Below are 15,886 nucleotides of genomic sequence, written 5' to 3' on the forward strand. Positions count from 1 at the left end.
GCCATCGCAGGCAAGTCAGCTCCCACAGCGGTTGCATTGATCTTCAGTGGGCATTCCAATTCAGAGTTTGCGTCTGGCAGCGATGCAGGCAAGATGACCTCCTGCATGTAAGAAAACAGGAAGCCTACCGTGACCGAAGCTTTTGTTGTCGTTCAAACCGCCGAAGAGGCCGTGGACCGGCTGGCGGCTCTGCATGAGCGTGCTACCGGAGCGCTCAACCAGGCCCTCAAGCAATACCTCAAGGATCGCGTCGAGCCCGACGCCGCACAGCGTGCTTTGTTTCGCTATCCGGAACTGCGCCTGACCTACCACTGCCACGGCGAAGTCCCACAGACCACCCGCGCGTATGCCAAGGTGCAGTTGCCGGGCACTTACAGCGTCACCGTCACCCATCCGTCAGCGTTTCGCAAATACCTGCTGGAACAACTGGTGCCGCTGATGCACGACTTCACCGTGACGGTGGAAGTGGGCGTCAGCCAGCAGAACATCCCTTATCCGTACGTGGTCGAGCAGGGTGATGAACTGGCCGGCTCCGGTGTAACGGCCGCGACCCTGGCACGGGTGTTCCCCAGCACCGACCTGTCTGCCGCCACCGATGGCATCGCCGATGGCCTGTATGACTGGGAAAACACCGACCCGCTGCCCCTGGCACTGTTCGATGCGGCCCGCGTGGATTTCTCCCTGCGTCGCCTGGTGCACTACACCGGCAGCGACTGGCGCCATGTGCAGCCATGGATTCTGCTGACCAACTACCACCGCTATGTCGACCAGTTCATCGTCCATGGCCTGGAACAGTTGCGCAGCGACCCACGCTTTATCCGCATGGTGTTGCCGGGCAACGTGATCATCGAAAAAGGCATGGACCATGGCGAAGCGTCTGCCATCGCCGCAGGCGTGGTCTGGCACCGTTATCAGATGCCGGCCTACCACTTACAGGCCAGTGACGGCCACGGCGTGACCCTGGTCAACATCGGTGTCGGCCCGTCCAACGCCAAGAACATCACCGACCACCTGGCGGTGCTGCGTCCCCATTGCTGGCTGATGATTGGCCACTGTGGTGGCCTGCGCCAATCCCAGACCATCGGCGACTACGTGCTGGCCCACGCTTATATGCGGCGCGACGGCATTCTCGACCGCGTGGTGCCGCCGAACATTCCGATCCCAGCCCTGGCCGAAGTGCAGATGGCATTGCAACAAGCGGCGGCTAACGTCACGGGCGAGAAGGGCGAACAGCTGAAAAAGCGCCTGCGCACCGGTACCGTGTTGACCTACGACGACCGCAACTGGGAACTGCGCTGGGCCCAGGAGCGGCCGCTGATCAACCTGTCCCGCGCCGTGGCCGTGGATATGGAGAGCGGCACCATCGCCGCGCAAGGCTACCGTTTGCGGGTGCCTTACGGCACATTGCTGTGCGTGTCGGATAAGCCGTTGCACAGTGAAATCAAGTTGCCAGGTTCGGCCAACGCGTTCTATGAACGGGCCGTGAGCCAGCACTTGAAGATCGGTATCGAGGCGGTGGACTTGTTGCGCACCGAACTCAACTCGTTGCACTCGCGCAAACTGCGCAGCTTTGACGAGCCGCCGTTCCGCTAAATAGCGGGGTGGTTATTTAACGGTCAGGCCACTAGCATGGTCGGTCCTGACCGTTAGATGTTCCATTGCCATGTCCCGTCCTGCCCGCCCTGACTCGCGCCGCCCTGGCGTGAAACCTCCCCATGCCGCTGCTCGCCGTGTTGCCAAGGCGCCGCCGGCCGAGCCGAAGCTGATCCTGTTCAATAAACCTTTTGATGTGCTGACCCAGTTCAGTGACGAAGGCGGTCGCGCCACGCTCAAGGATTTTATTGATATCCCGGGCATCTACCCGGCTGGGCGCCTGGACCGGGACAGTGAAGGCCTGCTGCTGCTGACCAACGATGGGCAGTTACAGGCGCGGATTGCCGACCCCAAGCACAAACTGGCGAAAACCTATTGGGTGCAGGTGGAGGGCGAGCCCACCGAGGAGCATCTGCAACGCCTGCGCGCCGGTGTGGAGTTGAACGATGGCATGACCTTGCCGGCTGAAGCCCGGCGACTGGACGAGCCGGCACTCTGGCCCCGCAACCCGCCGGTACGTTTTCGTAAAAACATCCCGACCTATTGGCTGGAGCTGGTGATTCGCGAGGGGCGCAACCGTCAGGTACGGCGCATGACCGCCGCCGTAGGCTTGCCGACCTTGCGTCTGGTGCGGGTGAAAATCGGCGACTGGTCGATTGAAGGCCTGGGCCAAGGCCAGTACCGCGAAGTGCCGGCGCGCTTATAAAGCCCCGGACTCAATCAGGCCGATCACCACGCTCTTGATGATAAACGCGGCCACGCCCAGGCCCAGCACGAAGAACAGAATCAGCGAGCCAAAGCGCCCGGCCTTGGATTTCTTCGCCAGGTCCCAGACGATAAAGCCCATGAAAATGATCAGGATGGTGACCAGGCCGGTCATCATCCATTCTTCAAACAGCACGGGGTCAATCGAATTCATTGGGCAGTTTCCGACAAAGGCAGGCGCGGAGTATAAGGCAAGGGGGCAGGTTCAAAGTTGACCTGCGTCGGTGCGTCGCACCCTGATGTTACTGCCTGAGCACGGGCAAAAAGTGGCAGCTGGCTTGCCTGCGATAGCGGTGTGCCTGCAAGCCCGCTCCCACATGGGATGGGTGGGGCGTCTTAGGTCCGCAGGTGAGTCAACGGCAACTCCGTGCTGTTGAGCACCTGGTTCAGCACAAAGCTGGAGCGCACGCTGGTCACGCCCTCAATCCGGGTCAGGTGCCCCAGCAGCAGTTTTTGATAGTGATCCATATCCGGCACCACCACCTTCAGCTGATAGTCGGCATCCATCCCGGTGACCAGGCTGCATTCCAGCACTTGCGGCAAGGTGCGGATCGCCGCTTCAAAGTTCTCGAAACGTTCGGGCGTGTGTCGGTCCATGCCGATCAACACGTAGGCCGTGAGGCTCAGGCCAAGCATCTTGCGGTCGAGCAGGGCGACCTGGCGTGAGATGTAGCCGTCGTCCTCCAATTGCTTGACCCGGCGTGAGCAGGGTGACGGTGACAGGCCGATCCGCTCGGCCAGCTCCTGGTTGGAGATCCTCGCGTCGCGCTGTAATTCCGCCAAAATACTCAGGTCGTATCGGTCAAGTTTGCTCATGGGGCTGGCCTTTGTCGTAACTATTGCTGCGAATTATCTATCCAGGGTTAAAAATTGCGCAAGCACTGTTTATTGACGCAATCTTCGCAATCATCTGTCGGGCCCTCACGCCTATGATTACCAACAGAATCACTGCCCGGACATAGAGTCCACAGCAGCCCGCCCAATCAGGCCGGCTGCGGCCCGCCAACCCCACCGGGTTGTGCCGGCCCCCGGGCTGCACACTGTCCACAAGACGGCGTGAGGTGAGCCAACGTCATAAGCGTTGAGCCAGGACGAAGTTCTCAAGGGGCGGCCGACGGGTCGCCCCTTTTCTTTTGCCGGCGAAAATTGTGCTGGTGACTGATAACCTGTCGCAGAACCGGGCCCGGCTTTTCCAGTCTCATGCACAGGCCCTAATCCGCAGTGAGGAATAGCATGAAGCGCATCTGGCGTTTGGCAGGTGTAGGTGTGTTGATGGTCACCTTGGGCACGCAGGTGATGGCCGACGAACGAGACAACGCACCCCGCCAGGGGCAAGGCCCGCAGGGCGGTGGTGGACCGCGTGAGCGGGGGCCGGAACACAGCCAGCCGCGCCCGCAAAACCAACCGGTAGAGCGCGCCGGCCAGAACGGCCAGTGGCAGGCTCGCCCTCAAGGGAATGAAGCGCCGCGCCCGGCACCGCAGGCGGGGAGCAATCTGCCGATCCAGGGCCGGCCCGATTCCGTGGGCCAGACCCAGGAGCCGCGCCAGGGCAACTACCGTGACATTCCCCGGCGCAATGATGGCAACCCGCATTGGCAAACCGGTGGCCCTGGCTCGCGGCCTGGCTACAACGGCCACCCCAATGATAACCGCTGGCCAGGCCGCCCCGACGGGCATGGCAACGGCTGGGGCCCCGGCCCGCAGTATCGGCCCGGCTACACGGTGGACCGCTTCCCCGACCGCAATTACCGTGTGCCCTATCGCGGTCAGGATTACTTTTTCTCGGGCGGCTATTGGTACCGGCCCCAGGGCCCGCGCTACGTCGTAGTCACGCCACCCTATGGGATCCGCGTGCATTACCTGCCGGACTATGCGCGGGAAGTGTGGGTCGGCAGTGCGCTGTTTTTCCTCGCCGCTGGCGCCTATTACAGCTACGAGACCAGCACCCAGCAGTACGTGGTGGTGCAACCGCCGGTGGCCATGCCGCCGCAGCCGACGCCCCAGGGCAACGGGTATGACGTAGTGGCCTATCCCGCCAATGGCCAATCTCCCGCCCAGGTGCAGCAGGACGGTTACGATTGCTATCGCTGGGCGGTGCAGCAAAGCGGCTTCGACCCCCAGACCGTCACCTACGCGCCTGCGCCGGCGGTGGTGCAAACCTACCGCCAGGCCCAGGGCAACTGCCTGAGCAGTCGCGGGTACCAGGTGACCTACTAGGCCTTGCTGCCCGTGACCACTTCCTGCGGGTCGGCGTGCACCAGCACCTCGGCCCGTGGGTAGGCCTGATGGATGGCATCGGCGGCCTGGTCGCTGATGCCATGGGCTACCGACAAGCTCAACTCCCCCGGCAACTCCAGATGCAACTGCACAAACCAGTGGTTGCCGGAAATCCGCGTGCGCAAATCATGGGCACCCAGTACGCCGGGCACGCTACAGGCCAGTTCCAGCATGTGCTGGCTGACGTCTGCCGGCAGTTCTTCGTCCATCAGCACGGCAAAGCTTTCCCGGGCGATCTGGATCGCGCTCCACAAAATGTACAGGGCGATCGCCAGGCCAAACCAGGCATCGACCTGATGCCAGCCGAAGGCCGCCAGCACCAGCGCCAATAGAATGCTGCCATTGAGCAGCAAGTCGGAACGGTAGTGCAGCGAGTCGGCGCGCACCGCGTTCGAGCCGGTTTCGCGGATCACCCGGTGTTGCACGGCCAGCAGCGCCACGGTCAGCACCAGCGACATCACAATCACTGCAATACTCAGCCAGGGCGCGCCTACGGGTTCCGGGTGCTGCAGGCGTTGGTACGCCTGGAAGGCGATCAATACCGCGCTGCCGGCGATAAACAGCGCCTGGGCCATGCCCGCCAGGGATTCCGCCTTGCCATGGCCGTAGCGGTGATCATCATCCGCCGGGCGCAGCGCGTAATGCACCGCCAGCAGGTTGAGCAGTGACGTCACGCCGTCGAGCAGCGAATCGGTCAGCCCGGCCAACATGCTCACCGAACCACTGAACCACCAGGCGATGGCTTTGCCGATAATCAGAATACTGGCCACGCCGACCGAGGCGCGGGTGGCCAGGCGCAATAGCCGGGCGTGTTCGGTGCTGGTGTTCATGGGGCAATCAAGTCCTTACGCAGCAGGTTGCAGGCCCAGGGACGCGAGTTGTTGCACGCTGCCCTTGAACTGGATCAGGCGCGGGTCGTCCAGCGGCAGGCTGCGGCCGGTTTCGTGCTCGATGATGGTTTGCAGCTTGGTGTTATCCACCTTGCCGTCGGCGCCGATGGCTTCTTGCAGTTTTTCGGGGGCCACTTGTGCGGTTTTGCCGGGCTCGAAGTAAATCGCGCCGGTGGCGAAGTCCACGCCAAAGGCGATCAGGCCGGGGATCACATAAAACAGCAGGCCGACCGCATCGAGCACGGCAATTGCCGGGTCGATCTTGCCGTCGATCTGGCCACGGCGATCAGGATAGAAAATCGAACCGCAGGCCGTCAGCTGGCTCAACAGGGTGACGGCCAGAACACCGCCGATGACACGGGAAGCAATACGCATGAGACTCTCCTGAACACTTGTAGGGTGTGACTATAAAGCAGATCTACCAGGTGCCACCCCTCTAATGTGGGAGCCTTTCCAAAGGGACATGGCCGCGCCTGAGAGAGCACCGATATCCAGCCGTTCGCCGTTATACTCGCCGCTCTGCTTTGGAGCCAGTATGAATTCGTTGCCAATCGATGATGTTTTACCCGCCTTGCGTGAAGCCTTGGCGACGCGCCATGAAGCCGTGCTCGAAGCACCGCCCGGCGCCGGTAAGACCACGCGGGTGCCGTTGGCGCTGTTGCACGAAACCTGGCTGGCCGGGCAAACCATCCTGATGCTTGAGCCCCGCCGGCTCGCCGCCCGCGCCGCAGCCGAACGCCTGGCCAGTGAGCTGGGGGAAAAGGTCGGGGAAACCGTCGGCTACCGCATCCGCCTGGACAGCAAGGTCGGCCCCAACACTCGTATTGAAGTGGTCACCGAAGGCATCCTCACCCGGCGCCTGCAGGATGACCCGGCGCTGGATGGCGTGGGCCTGCTGATCTTCGACGAATTCCACGAGCGTAGCCTCGACGCCGACCTGGCGCTGGCCCTGAGCCTCAACGGCCGCGAGCTGTTTCGCGATGAACAACCGCTGAAAATCCTGCTGATGTCCGCCACCCTTGAAGGCGAACGGCTGTCAGGGCTGCTCGACGACGCGCCGATTCTGCGCAGTGAAGGGCGCATGTACCCGGTGCAGATGCGCTGGGGGCGGCCGTTCCAGCCTGGGGAATTTATCGAGCCGCGGTTGGTGCAGACCATTCTTGAAGCCCTGCACGACGAAACCGGCAGCGTGCTGGTGTTTCTGCCGGGGCAGGCGGAGATTCGCCGGGTCCATCAACAGTTGGCGGATGCCCTCGGTGAGCGCGGCGATGTGCTGCTGTGCCCGCTGCATGGCGAGCTTGACCTGGCAGCGCAGCGAGCGGCCATCGACCCGGCACCGGCGGGCAAGCGCAAGGTGGTACTGGCCACTAACATTGCCGAGACCAGCCTGACCATCAATGGCGTGCGGGTGGTGATCGACGCCGGGCTGGCGCGGGTTCCGCGTTTCGACCCCGGCAGCGGCATGAGCCGTCTCGACACCCAGCGCATCTCCCGCGCCAGCGCCACCCAGCGTGCCGGCCGGGCCGGGCGGCTGGAGCCGGGCGTGTGCTATCGGTTGTGGTCCGAGGACCAGCATGAAGGGCTGGCGGCCTATGGCAGCGCGGAAATTCTCTCGGCAGACCTGGCCGGCCTGGCCCTGCAACTGGCGCGCTGGGGCGTGACGCCAACACAATTGGTGTGGCTCGATGTGCCACCCACTGCCGCTTATGCCCAGGCCCAGGATTTGCTCGAACGCCTGGGGGCGCTCAAGGACGCGACCTTGACCCCCCACGGACAGAAAATGGCCAGCCTGCCGGCGCACCCGCGTATCGCCCATTTGTTGTTGCGCGGCCAGGACCTGGGGCTGGCGAACATGGCGTGTGATGTCGCCGCGCTGCTGGGCGAGCGCGACATCTTGCGCGGTGCCGGTGCGGATGTGCACAGTCGCCTGGCCTTGTTGTCCGGCGAGGAACGTGCCCGTGGCACTCAAGGCGGCGTACAGCGGGCCCGGCAATTGGCCCGGCAATATCGCGGCTATCTAAGAGGCAAGGCCGAACAGCCGGTGGCTGATCCCGATCACCCACGTTGGCTGGGGGCGCTGCTGGCGCTGGCCTACCCGGACCGGGTGGCCCAGCAACGCCGTGCGGGCGGTGCCGAATATCGTCTGGCCAATGGGCGCGCCGCGCTGTTTGCCGAAGCCGACAGCCTGATGAAGCAGCCCTGGCTGGTCATCGCCGACCTGGGCAGCCGCCAGGGCCAGCGTGAAGAGCGGATTTACCTGGCTGCAGACTTCGACCCGACGCTGTTCGACTCGGTATTGGCCGAACAGGTGCGCTGTTTCGACCAGCTGGATTGGGACGAGCGCGAAGGCGTGTTGCGTGCCGAACGCCAGCGCAAGGTCGGTGAACTGGTACTCAGCCGCGAGCCGCTGACCGGCCTGGACGAGTCCGCCCGCAGCCAGGCGCTGGTCAACCTGGTGCGGCGCAAAGGCCTGGAACTGCTGCCCTGGACCCCGGAGCTGCGCCAGTGGCAGGCCCGTGTCATGCTGCTGCGCCAACTGGACTCCGGCAAGCCCGGCGAATGGCCCGACGTCAGCGACAGCGCGTTGCTCGCCAGCCTGGAACATTGGCTGATGCCGTACCTGGGCAAGGTCTCGCGCTTGAGCCATTTCGCCAACCTGGATCTTTCCAGCTTCCTGCATAATCTGCTGCCCTGGCCGCTGCCCCAGCGCCTGGATGAACTGGCGCCCCATCATTTGAAGGTGCCTTCGGGCTCATCGGTACGCCTGGACTATAGCGAGCATCCGCCGATTCTCGCGGTGCGCCTGCAGGAACTGTTTGGCCTGGCCGATACCCCGCGCATCGCCGGTGGACGGCAGGTGGTGAAGTTGCACTTGTTATCGCCAGCGCGGCGTCCGGTGCAGGTGACCCAGGATCTGGCGAACTTCTGGCGCAGTACTTACGCCGAGGTGAAGAAGGATCTGAAGGGGCGGTATCCCAAGCATTACTGGCCCGATGACCCGTTGGTGGCAGAAGCGACCGCGCGGATCAAGCCGCGCAAGTAATCATGCTTAATATCTGAATGTGGGAGCTGGCTTGCCAGCTCCTACACCAACCCTATTCCACATCGGGTTGTGTCCTGTGGGCTATTGCGCGGCGGGCAGCAGGAACCGTGCAATCACCGGCAAATGATTGGAAATACGCAATGTATCGTCCTGCCGCACCCGCGCTTCAACCTTCTTCAGCCTCGGGCTATAGAACAGATAATCCACCGTACGGTCCGGCCCATCGAGGCCCGGGTCATTGGGGAAGTGGGTCAGCCACTGGGCGCGGTCGATCCCGCTGGATTGACTGTTGCTGGGGACCATCGGGTATTTGTCCCACAACAGATGCAGCTCACTGTCCGGCGAATACTGCCCGCGTCTGTCGGCGTCCAGGCGCAGGAACTGCCCCAGGGGCAACAGATTGAAATCCCCGCCAATCAGCCACGGCGTGCCCCGGCTTTCGAATTTATCCAGCAGCTTGATGGTCGCCTCGACCTGCTCGCGCACCGCGCTGTGGCCGGGGGCGGCGTTGTCCAGGCGGGTGTTGAGCACCGCCAGTTGGCCTCCGTCGCTCAACGGCAGGTAACTGAGCAGCAGCGCGGGCTTGGGTTGGAACTGACGGCTGATCAGGTTGGCCGGGGCCACCGGCAGTTGCAGGCGTTCGGCATGTTCGATCTGGTAGCGGCTGAGGGTCACCAGCTTGCGGCCGACACTGCCGAAGATATGCCGGTCGGGCACAAAGTCGGCTTTCCAGTCGAAGGCCTCGACGCTGCACGGGTAGAGGTCCACCAGCCGCTCCTGAAGCAGCGCCAGTTGGTCCTGGTAGTGGGATGGCTTGGCGCCTTCGTCTAGTTCCTGCAGCAACAGTACGTCCGGTTGTTCGTCACGGATCACCCGCGCCACTTCGTCCAGGCTGGAGGCCATGTCTTCAGGGGTGGGGCGCTCGTCCGGGCCACTGCCGTCGGGGGTGTCGTACCAGAACACATAGTTCTTGCCCGCCAGGTATTGCACGTTCCAGGTCATCACCTTGAGTGCCTGGCCGGGCAGCAGCGTCGGCGCACGCGGGGCCACGCAGCTGACGGGTAGGGTCTGTTTGTCGGCGGGGCGCCAGGTCAGGCTGTAGATCAGGGCCGTCAGCAAGCCTGCGAGGATCAGCAGGCCTACCAGGGTTTTACGCAGTAAACGGGTCATCGGCTCGCCTTATGGCGCTGCGGGACAGGCCCCGAGCATACCCGACCGGTGGCCGGGAGCCCAGGGAGCACGTTAGCGAGCGTCGGCATCACCGGCGATCAGCATGAACAGGCGGAACAGCACTACGCTGGTAAACAGCTGCAAGAAGCTATGGGCACTGTCGATCAGCACCGCCAGCAGCGGGTTCTGCGGGTCGGGCCAGGCTGCGACGCTGGCACCCTTGAGCAGCCACAGTGGGGTCATCACGCACAACAGGCAGACCAGGATGCGCAGAAAGTGCCCACGGGTCAGACGGAAACTTTCCTTCATCGCCGCCAGCGCGGGCATCCCGCGCAGCACCAGCAAGTACTCGGCGAAGGCCAGGGTGACCATCAGCCACAGCCCCGGCAGGAAATACAACGACAGCCCCAGCAGGATCAGCAGGGTGCTCATGGCCGTCAGCAACGCGTAGCGTGGCCACAAGGTCAGCGCCATGGCCAGCACGGCGGCGGTGCGCGGCGACTCGCCACGGCTGCGGGCGTCGAGAAACAGGATCAGGGCGGCGGTGTACAGCGGATACACCAGCAAACCCACGATCATGCTGTAGCCGGTAAACGCCTCCGGGCCCAGGGTGCGATCAAGCACTTGTTGCAGCACGGCCTCCAGGATCACCAAGGGCAGGCACAACTGCACGATGGCGCCCAGGTTGCGCTGGAAAAAGTAGAAAGAGTCGCGCAGAACGGTCAACGGATTCATCAAAGTCATCACAGGCGGAAAAAGCAGCGGACACTTTAACCGATCACCGACAAACGTAAACCTTGGGTAAAGATCATTGAAACGCTGCGGGCCAGCCCCATTACTGGTGGCGTACCTTGCCCATTGCGGGCGGGACGCAGATTTTTACCGGCAATCTAACGAGGTCGCCATGAACAGCGAAGAGCAAACCCTGATCGACGGACTGTTTTCACGGTTGCAGCAAGCCGAAACGGACTCAGCCCCCCGCGACGCCCAGGCAGAAGCGCGGATCAAGGAGCACATCACTCGCCAACCGGCCGCCGGGTATTTCATGACCCAGGCGATTCTGGTGCAGGAAGCCGCGATCAAAAGCCTGGATGCGCAGAACAAGCAGCAGGCGCAACAGATCCAGCAATTGCAGGATGAACTGCAACGGGCCAAGACAACGCAGCCGGCCACCAGCGGTGGTGGGTTCCTGTCGAGCATCTTTGGCGGCAGCTCCCGCGAGCCGCAGCCTGCGCCGAGCGCGCCGGCCTCTGGCGCGGGTGGTTGGCGCGAGCCGACTCGGCCCGGCTTCAGCGCGCCGACGCCGCAACAGAGCTTTGGCACCCCGCAACAGAACTATCAGCAACCCCAGCAGGCGGCGCCCGCAGGTGGTGGTTTTCTCGGTGGCGCCCTGAAAACCGCCGCCGGGGTGGCCGGGGGGGTGATGCTGGCCCAAGGCATCAGCAGCCTGTTCAGCCACAACCAGCAGCCGCAGGTGGTGGAAGAGATCGTTCGCGAAGAGCCGGCGCCTGCCAGTGACAACGGCGGCTGGGGCAATGACGAGCAGCGTTTCGCTGACAATGACAGCGCCGACAGCGGTTATGCCGACGATTCTTCCTTCTTTGGCGACGACGACTCCTTCGTCTGACACCCACTGAACCGGGGCGCGCTGTCGCCCCGGTCTGATTTTTCTCGGAAACCTCCTCTTGGCTGGCATACTGGCGACCTTTGCGGGCCATCACGTCCGCCAGTGCGATGAGGATATACGGTGAAAAAAATTGCAGTGTTCGCCGATGTGCAGAACCTCTATTACACCGTGCGCCAGGCCTATGGTTGCCACTTCAACTACGCCGCCCTGTGGGCCGATATCAGCCAGCGCGGGCAGATCGTCGAGGCGTACGCCTATGCCATCGACCGTGGCGACAGCAAGCAGCAGCAATTCCAGCAGATCCTGCGCAACCTGGGCTTTACCGTGAAGCTCAAGCCGTACATCCAGCGCAGCGATGGCTCGGCCAAGGGCGACTGGGACGTGGGCATCACCATCGACATCATGGACGCCGCCGCCCATGTCGACGAAGTGGTGCTGGCCTCGGGTGATGGCGATTTCGATATGTTGCTCGACCGCATCATCCATAAACATGGCGTCGAAGCCGTGGCCTACGGCGTGCCGGGGCTGACGGCCAATTCGTTGATCCGCGCGGCCAGTCGCTACGTGCCTATCGAAGGCGCGTTGTTGCTCAAATAGATTTTCAGATGGGGTTGGAACAGGTTTGGAACGTATAGCGGTCATCGACTTTGAAACCACCGGCATCTCGCCGAGCAGCAGTTGCCGGGCCACGGAAATCGCCGTGGTCATCCTGGAGCAGGGCCAGATCGTGGACCGCTACCAGAGCCTGATGAACGCCGGTGTGCGCGTGCCGGGGTTTATCGAGCAACTGACCGGCATCAGCAATGCCATGCTGCGCAGCGCGCCGCCGGCCGAGCGGGTGATGAACGAGGTCAATGAATTTGTCGGCACCACGCCGCTACTGGCGCACAACGCCGCGTTCGACCAGAAGTTCTGGGACTTCGAACTGGGCCTGATCCGCCGCACCCGCCTGCAAAAATTCGCCTGCTCGCTGCTCCTGGCCCGCCGGCTGATGCCCACGGCGCCCAACCACAAACTCGGCACCCTGACGTCCTATGCGCAATTGCCCCACACCGGCAAGGCTCACCGGGCGATGGCGGATGCGGAAATGGCGGCCAACCTCACCGCCCACCTGGCCCAGGAACTGCGCCGCACCCACGGCTTGCGCGAGTTGACCCATGATCTGCTGTGCAGCCTGCAAAAAGTGCCGGCAGCGAAGATCAATGACCATCTGAAGAAACATCGCGGGTTCTGATCCCGATTCTCAGAACGATAAAGAGCAAAGTGTGGGCGTCGGGTGTGGGTAGGCCAGTTGGTGCATTCGTGGCTGATACACCGCTATCGCAGGCAAGCCAGCTCCCACATGGGATCGCATCCAGTCCGGGCAATCGGGTCAACTGTGGGGGCCGGGTGTGCTCGCGATGGTGGTGTGTCAGTTGAGATATTTTGGCCTGATACACCGCTATCGCAGGCAAGCCAGCTCCCACATGGGATCGCATCCAGCCCAAGCAATCGGGTCAACTGTGGGAGCCGGGCTTGCCCGCGATAGCGCTCGCTCAGGCGCTGCCATTCTTTCCCTCCAAATACCCCAACGGCAACCGCCGCTCTACGGCGCTCGACAAGATGATCGAGGTTTTGCTGAACCCGAATTTCGCCACCCGGTTGATTAGGCTTTCCAGTTCCGGCATCGAACCCACCGCCGCCTGCATGATCACGCACGGGTCGCCGGTGACCCGATGGCATTCGGTCAGTTCGGGGATTTCTGCCAGCGCGTCGTAGACTTTCTGGCTGCCGTTTTTGGTCAAGCGCAGTTCAATCGTGCACTGGATCGGCAGGCCGATCTTGGACAGGTCGACCTTGGCCTGGTAACCGGTGATCACTCCGCAGGCCTCCAGCTTGGCCACGCGTTCAGCCACGGCGGGGGCGGAGAGGTTTACGGTGCGGGCCAGTTGCGCGTAAGTGGCGCGCCCATCCTTGAGCAGGGCGCTGAGAAGCATGCGATCGTATTTGTCCATGAATAAGGCTCTGGCAATGGCGGGCTTTCGAATACAAGGCTTATAGCCCTGATATCCATGATTTGAAAAGTGTATGGGCGCTTTAAACAGGTTTTGTAACTTATGTTTACTGGTGTGGATTTCTAAAATAACGATCCCTTGTCCTGCTGCAGAGCTGCCCATGCCTGGCCCACGTCGTTTTCCCTTACCGTTGATCGCAGCTTTTTTTGCGCTGTATGTGATTTGGGGGTCTACCTACCTGGTGATCCGTATTGGCGTGGAGTACTGGCCGCCGCTGATGTTGGCGGGGATTCGCTTCTGTACTGCGGGGGCGCTGATGTATGGCTACCTGCGCTGGCGCGGGGTGCCGGCACCGACCTGGGCGCAGTGGAAAGCCGCGGGCATGATCGGCATCCTGCTGCTGACCTTCGGTAATGGCGCAGTGAGTGTGGCTGAACACAGCGGCGTGACTTCCGGTGTCGCTGCGCTGGCCGTGGCGACGGTGCCGTTGTTTACCTTGCTCTGTGGATATTTCTGGGGTGCGCGTAATACCCGTCTGGAGTGGGCCGGGGTGATTCTGGGGATGATCGGCATTGCCATGCTCAACATGGGGTCCAACCTGCAATCGAGCCCGTTGGGCGCGGGGCTGCTGTTGTTTGCCGCCGCTTCCTGGGCTTTTGGTTCGGTATGGAGCCGGCACTTGCCGTTGCCCCAGGGCGCCATGGCCAGCGCCGCCGAAATGCTGATCGCCGGGGTGGTGCTGTTGATCGGCAGTGCACTCAAGGGCGAGCACCTGCAAGCGATGCCCCCGGTGGAAGGCTGGCTGGCCCTGGCTTACCTGACCGTCTTTGGCTCGATCATCGCCTTCAACGCTTATATGTACCTGCTCAAGCACGTGCGTCCGGCAGCGGCCACCAGCTATGCCTACGTCAACCCGGCGGTGGCGGTGTTGCTGGGCATCGTGTTTGTCGGCGAGACCATTGGCCTGGAAGAAGCCCTGGCGATGTTGGTGATTATCAGCGCCGTGTTGTTGATCAGCCTGCCCCAGTGGCGCAAGCCGAAGCCGGAAATAAGGTAAACTGCCGCGCATTACGCCCTTGCGCTGAATTTTTCCTACGGTAAACACATGACTTTCGCCACACTTGGCCTGATCGAACCCTTGCTGCGCGCCCTTGAGGCGCTTGGCTACCAGACCCCGACGCCGGTGCAGGCGCAAGCCATTCCGGCGGTGCTGGCCGGTCGCGACCTGATGGCTGCGGCCCAGACCGGCACCGGCAAGACCGCCGGCTTCGCCGTGCCGCTCCTGCAACTGTTGACCATGGAAGGGCCAAAAGTCACCGCCAACTCGGTGCGTGCGCTGATCCTGTGCCCGACCCGCGAGCTGGCCGAGCAGGTTCACGCCAGCGTCGCCCAGTACGCCGAGCACCTGCCGTTGACCACCTACGCGGTGTATGGCGGCGTCAGCATCAACCCGCAAATGATGAAGCTGCGCAAGGGTGTCGACGTGCTGGTGGCCACCCCTGGCCGCCTGATCGACCTGTTCCGCCAGAACGCGCTGAAGCTCAATCAGCTGCAAACCCTGGTGCTGGATGAAGCCGACCGCATGCTCGACCTGGGTTTTTCCGAAGAGCTGGCGAACATTTACCGCATGCTGCCGAAAAAGCGTCAGACCCTGCTGTTTTCTGCGACCTTCTCCGATGACATCCGCCTGCTGGCCGGGCAGATGCTTATTGACCCGCTGAGCATCGAAGTCAGCCCGCGCAACGTCGCTGCCAACACCGTCAAGCAATGGGTGGTGCCGGTGGACAAGAAGCGCAAGGCGGAGCTGTTTGTGCATCTGATGCGCAAGGGCAAGTGGAAGCAGGTGCTGGTGTTCGCCAAGACCCGCAACGGTGTGGATGCATTGGTAGACAAGCTACAAGGCCTGGGGATCAATGCCGACGGTATCCACGGCGACAAGCCACAAGCCACGCGCCAGCGGGCACTGGACCGTTTCAAGGCCAGCGAGGTGCAGATCCTGGTGGCCACTGATGTGGCGGCCCGTGGCCTGGATATCGAAGATTTGCCGATGGTGGTCAACTTTGACCTGCCCATCGTCGCCGAGGACTACATCCATCGTATCGGCCGTACCGGCCGGGCCGGCAACACCGGCGAGGCGATTTCCCTGGTGTGTGCCGACGAAGTGAACATGCTCTCGGCCATCGAAATGCTGACCCGCCAGACCCTGGCCCGCAAAATGGAACAGGACTTCGAACCGGAGCACCGCGTGCCCGACACCGATGCCAGCGGGCAGGTGGTGAAGAAGCCGAAAAAACCGAAGAAGCCTAAGACGTCTGGGGGTGGCGGTAAGCGCAACCTGGGCAAGTGGGTGGAAAGCGGGGAAGTGGCGGCGGAGCCGTCGATCAAGCCGGTGCGCAAAGTGCCTGTGTTTAATACCGGGCCGCGTAAGAAGAAGTAACTTCTTTGGCGTCTGTCAGGGCCTCATCGTAGGCAAGCAGCTCCCACATTTGAATGTGTTCACAGATCAAAATGTGGGAGCTGGCTTGCC

The 15,886-nt window shown here is 62.6% G+C and carries 16 protein-coding genes; 9 read left to right on the forward strand and 7 right to left on the reverse strand.

What is annotated here, in order from left to right:
• Positions 1-129 precede the first annotated feature (129 nt).
• Positions 130-1,593 carry an AMP nucleosidase gene (gene amn, locus PSFL_RS00850; RefSeq protein WP_057960680.1) on the forward strand — a complete coding sequence of 488 codons (1,464 nt, stop codon included), beginning with the start codon at positions 130-132 and terminating at the stop codon, positions 1,591-1,593.
• 70 nt (positions 1,594-1,663) lie between these two features.
• A complete protein-coding gene (locus PSFL_RS00855; RefSeq protein WP_057439023.1) occupies positions 1,664-2,299 on the forward strand; it encodes a pseudouridine synthase in 636 nt (211 codons plus the stop codon).
• On the opposite strand, the gene PSFL_RS00860 is transcribed toward PSFL_RS00855, so the two are convergent.
• Together PSFL_RS00860 and PSFL_RS00865 are read right to left on the reverse strand one after the other, a co-directional pair.
• On the reverse strand, positions 2,294-2,503 hold the full coding sequence (locus tag PSFL_RS00860; protein WP_057439039.1) for a DUF2788 domain-containing protein: 210 nt from the start codon (positions 2,501-2,503) through the stop codon (positions 2,294-2,296). The two genes, PSFL_RS00855 and PSFL_RS00860, sit on opposite strands and share 6 nt — an antisense overlap.
• 191 nt (positions 2,504-2,694) lie before the next feature.
• Positions 2,695-3,174 carry an Lrp/AsnC family transcriptional regulator gene (locus tag PSFL_RS00865; protein ID WP_003176264.1) on the reverse strand — a complete coding sequence of 160 codons (480 nt, stop codon included), beginning with the start codon at positions 3,172-3,174 and terminating at the stop codon, positions 2,695-2,697.
• A 417-nt stretch (positions 3,175-3,591) separates the two neighbouring features.
• Between PSFL_RS00865 and PSFL_RS00870 the strand changes: the two genes are divergently transcribed.
• Positions 3,592-4,575, forward strand: coding sequence for a DUF6515 family protein (locus tag PSFL_RS00870; protein WP_170044019.1), 984 nt, complete (start codon positions 3,592-3,594; stop codon positions 4,573-4,575).
• Here the strand turns inward: PSFL_RS00870 and PSFL_RS00875 are convergent.
• Together PSFL_RS00875 and PSFL_RS00880 are read right to left on the reverse strand one after the other, a co-directional pair.
• The gene (locus PSFL_RS00875; protein WP_057439024.1) at positions 4,572-5,465 is read right to left on the reverse strand and encodes a cation diffusion facilitator family transporter; all 894 of its coding nucleotides are present in this window, start codon (positions 5,463-5,465) and stop codon (positions 4,572-4,574) included. The genes PSFL_RS00870 and PSFL_RS00875 overlap by 4 nt on opposite strands.
• A gap of 15 nt (positions 5,466-5,480) precedes the next feature.
• Positions 5,481-5,900: a polyribonucleotide nucleotidyltransferase gene (locus PSFL_RS00880; protein WP_198792019.1), complete on the reverse strand. Its 420-nt coding sequence runs from the start codon at positions 5,898-5,900 to the stop codon at positions 5,481-5,483.
• Positions 5,901-6,060: 160 nt separating this feature from the next.
• Between PSFL_RS00880 and hrpB the strand changes: the two genes are divergently transcribed.
• Complete coding sequence (hrpB, locus tag PSFL_RS00885) at positions 6,061-8,568, forward strand: ATP-dependent helicase HrpB (protein WP_115129062.1); 2,508 nt, start codon at positions 6,061-6,063, stop codon at positions 8,566-8,568.
• Between the two features lie 81 nt (positions 8,569-8,649).
• Here the strand turns inward: hrpB and PSFL_RS00890 are convergent, their stop codons facing one another.
• Both PSFL_RS00890 and PSFL_RS00895 read right to left on the reverse strand, forming a co-directional pair.
• A complete protein-coding gene (locus PSFL_RS00890; RefSeq protein WP_115129061.1) occupies positions 8,650-9,738 on the reverse strand; it encodes an endonuclease/exonuclease/phosphatase family protein in 1,089 nt (362 codons plus the stop codon).
• Between the two features lie 72 nt (positions 9,739-9,810).
• The gene (locus PSFL_RS00895) at positions 9,811-10,473 is read right to left on the reverse strand and encodes a YciC family protein (protein WP_057441178.1); all 663 of its coding nucleotides are present in this window, start codon (positions 10,471-10,473) and stop codon (positions 9,811-9,813) included.
• 169 nt (positions 10,474-10,642) lie between these two features.
• Here PSFL_RS00895 and PSFL_RS00900 point away from each other — a divergent pair, with 169 nt between their 5' ends.
• From PSFL_RS00900 to PSFL_RS00910, 3 genes are all read left to right on the forward strand, one after another.
• Positions 10,643-11,365 carry a DUF2076 domain-containing protein gene (locus PSFL_RS00900; RefSeq protein ID WP_128592781.1) on the forward strand — a complete coding sequence of 241 codons (723 nt, stop codon included), beginning with the start codon at positions 10,643-10,645 and terminating at the stop codon, positions 11,363-11,365.
• 120 nt (positions 11,366-11,485) lie between these two features.
• Positions 11,486-11,962 (forward strand): NYN domain-containing protein, encoded by a 477-nt coding sequence (locus tag PSFL_RS00905; protein ID WP_032861784.1) that lies wholly within the window; start codon positions 11,486-11,488, stop codon positions 11,960-11,962.
• A 25-nt stretch (positions 11,963-11,987) separates the two neighbouring features.
• A complete protein-coding gene (locus PSFL_RS00910; protein ID WP_057441176.1) occupies positions 11,988-12,599 on the forward strand; it encodes a PolC-type DNA polymerase III in 612 nt (203 codons plus the stop codon).
• A gap of 301 nt (positions 12,600-12,900) precedes the next feature.
• Here PSFL_RS00910 and PSFL_RS00915 read toward each other — a convergent pair whose 3' ends face one another.
• Positions 12,901-13,359 (reverse strand): Lrp/AsnC family transcriptional regulator, encoded by a 459-nt coding sequence (locus PSFL_RS00915; protein ID WP_397469554.1) that lies wholly within the window; start codon positions 13,357-13,359, stop codon positions 12,901-12,903.
• 160 nt (positions 13,360-13,519) lie between these two features.
• Between PSFL_RS00915 and yedA the strand changes: the two genes are divergently transcribed.
• Both yedA and PSFL_RS00925 read left to right on the forward strand, forming a co-directional pair.
• The gene (gene yedA, locus PSFL_RS00920; protein WP_057958360.1) at positions 13,520-14,416 is read left to right on the forward strand and encodes a drug/metabolite exporter YedA; all 897 of its coding nucleotides are present in this window, start codon (positions 13,520-13,522) and stop codon (positions 14,414-14,416) included.
• Between the two features lie 48 nt (positions 14,417-14,464).
• On the forward strand, positions 14,465-15,796 hold the full coding sequence (locus PSFL_RS00925) for a DEAD/DEAH box helicase (protein ID WP_397469555.1): 1,332 nt from the start codon (positions 14,465-14,467) through the stop codon (positions 15,794-15,796).
• Positions 15,797-15,886 lie beyond the last annotated feature (90 nt).

It is taken from the genome of Pseudomonas sp. DD1 (assembly GCF_044510355.1).
GTDB classification, from domain to species: domain Bacteria; phylum Pseudomonadota; class Gammaproteobacteria; order Pseudomonadales; family Pseudomonadaceae; genus Aquipseudomonas; species Aquipseudomonas shahriarae.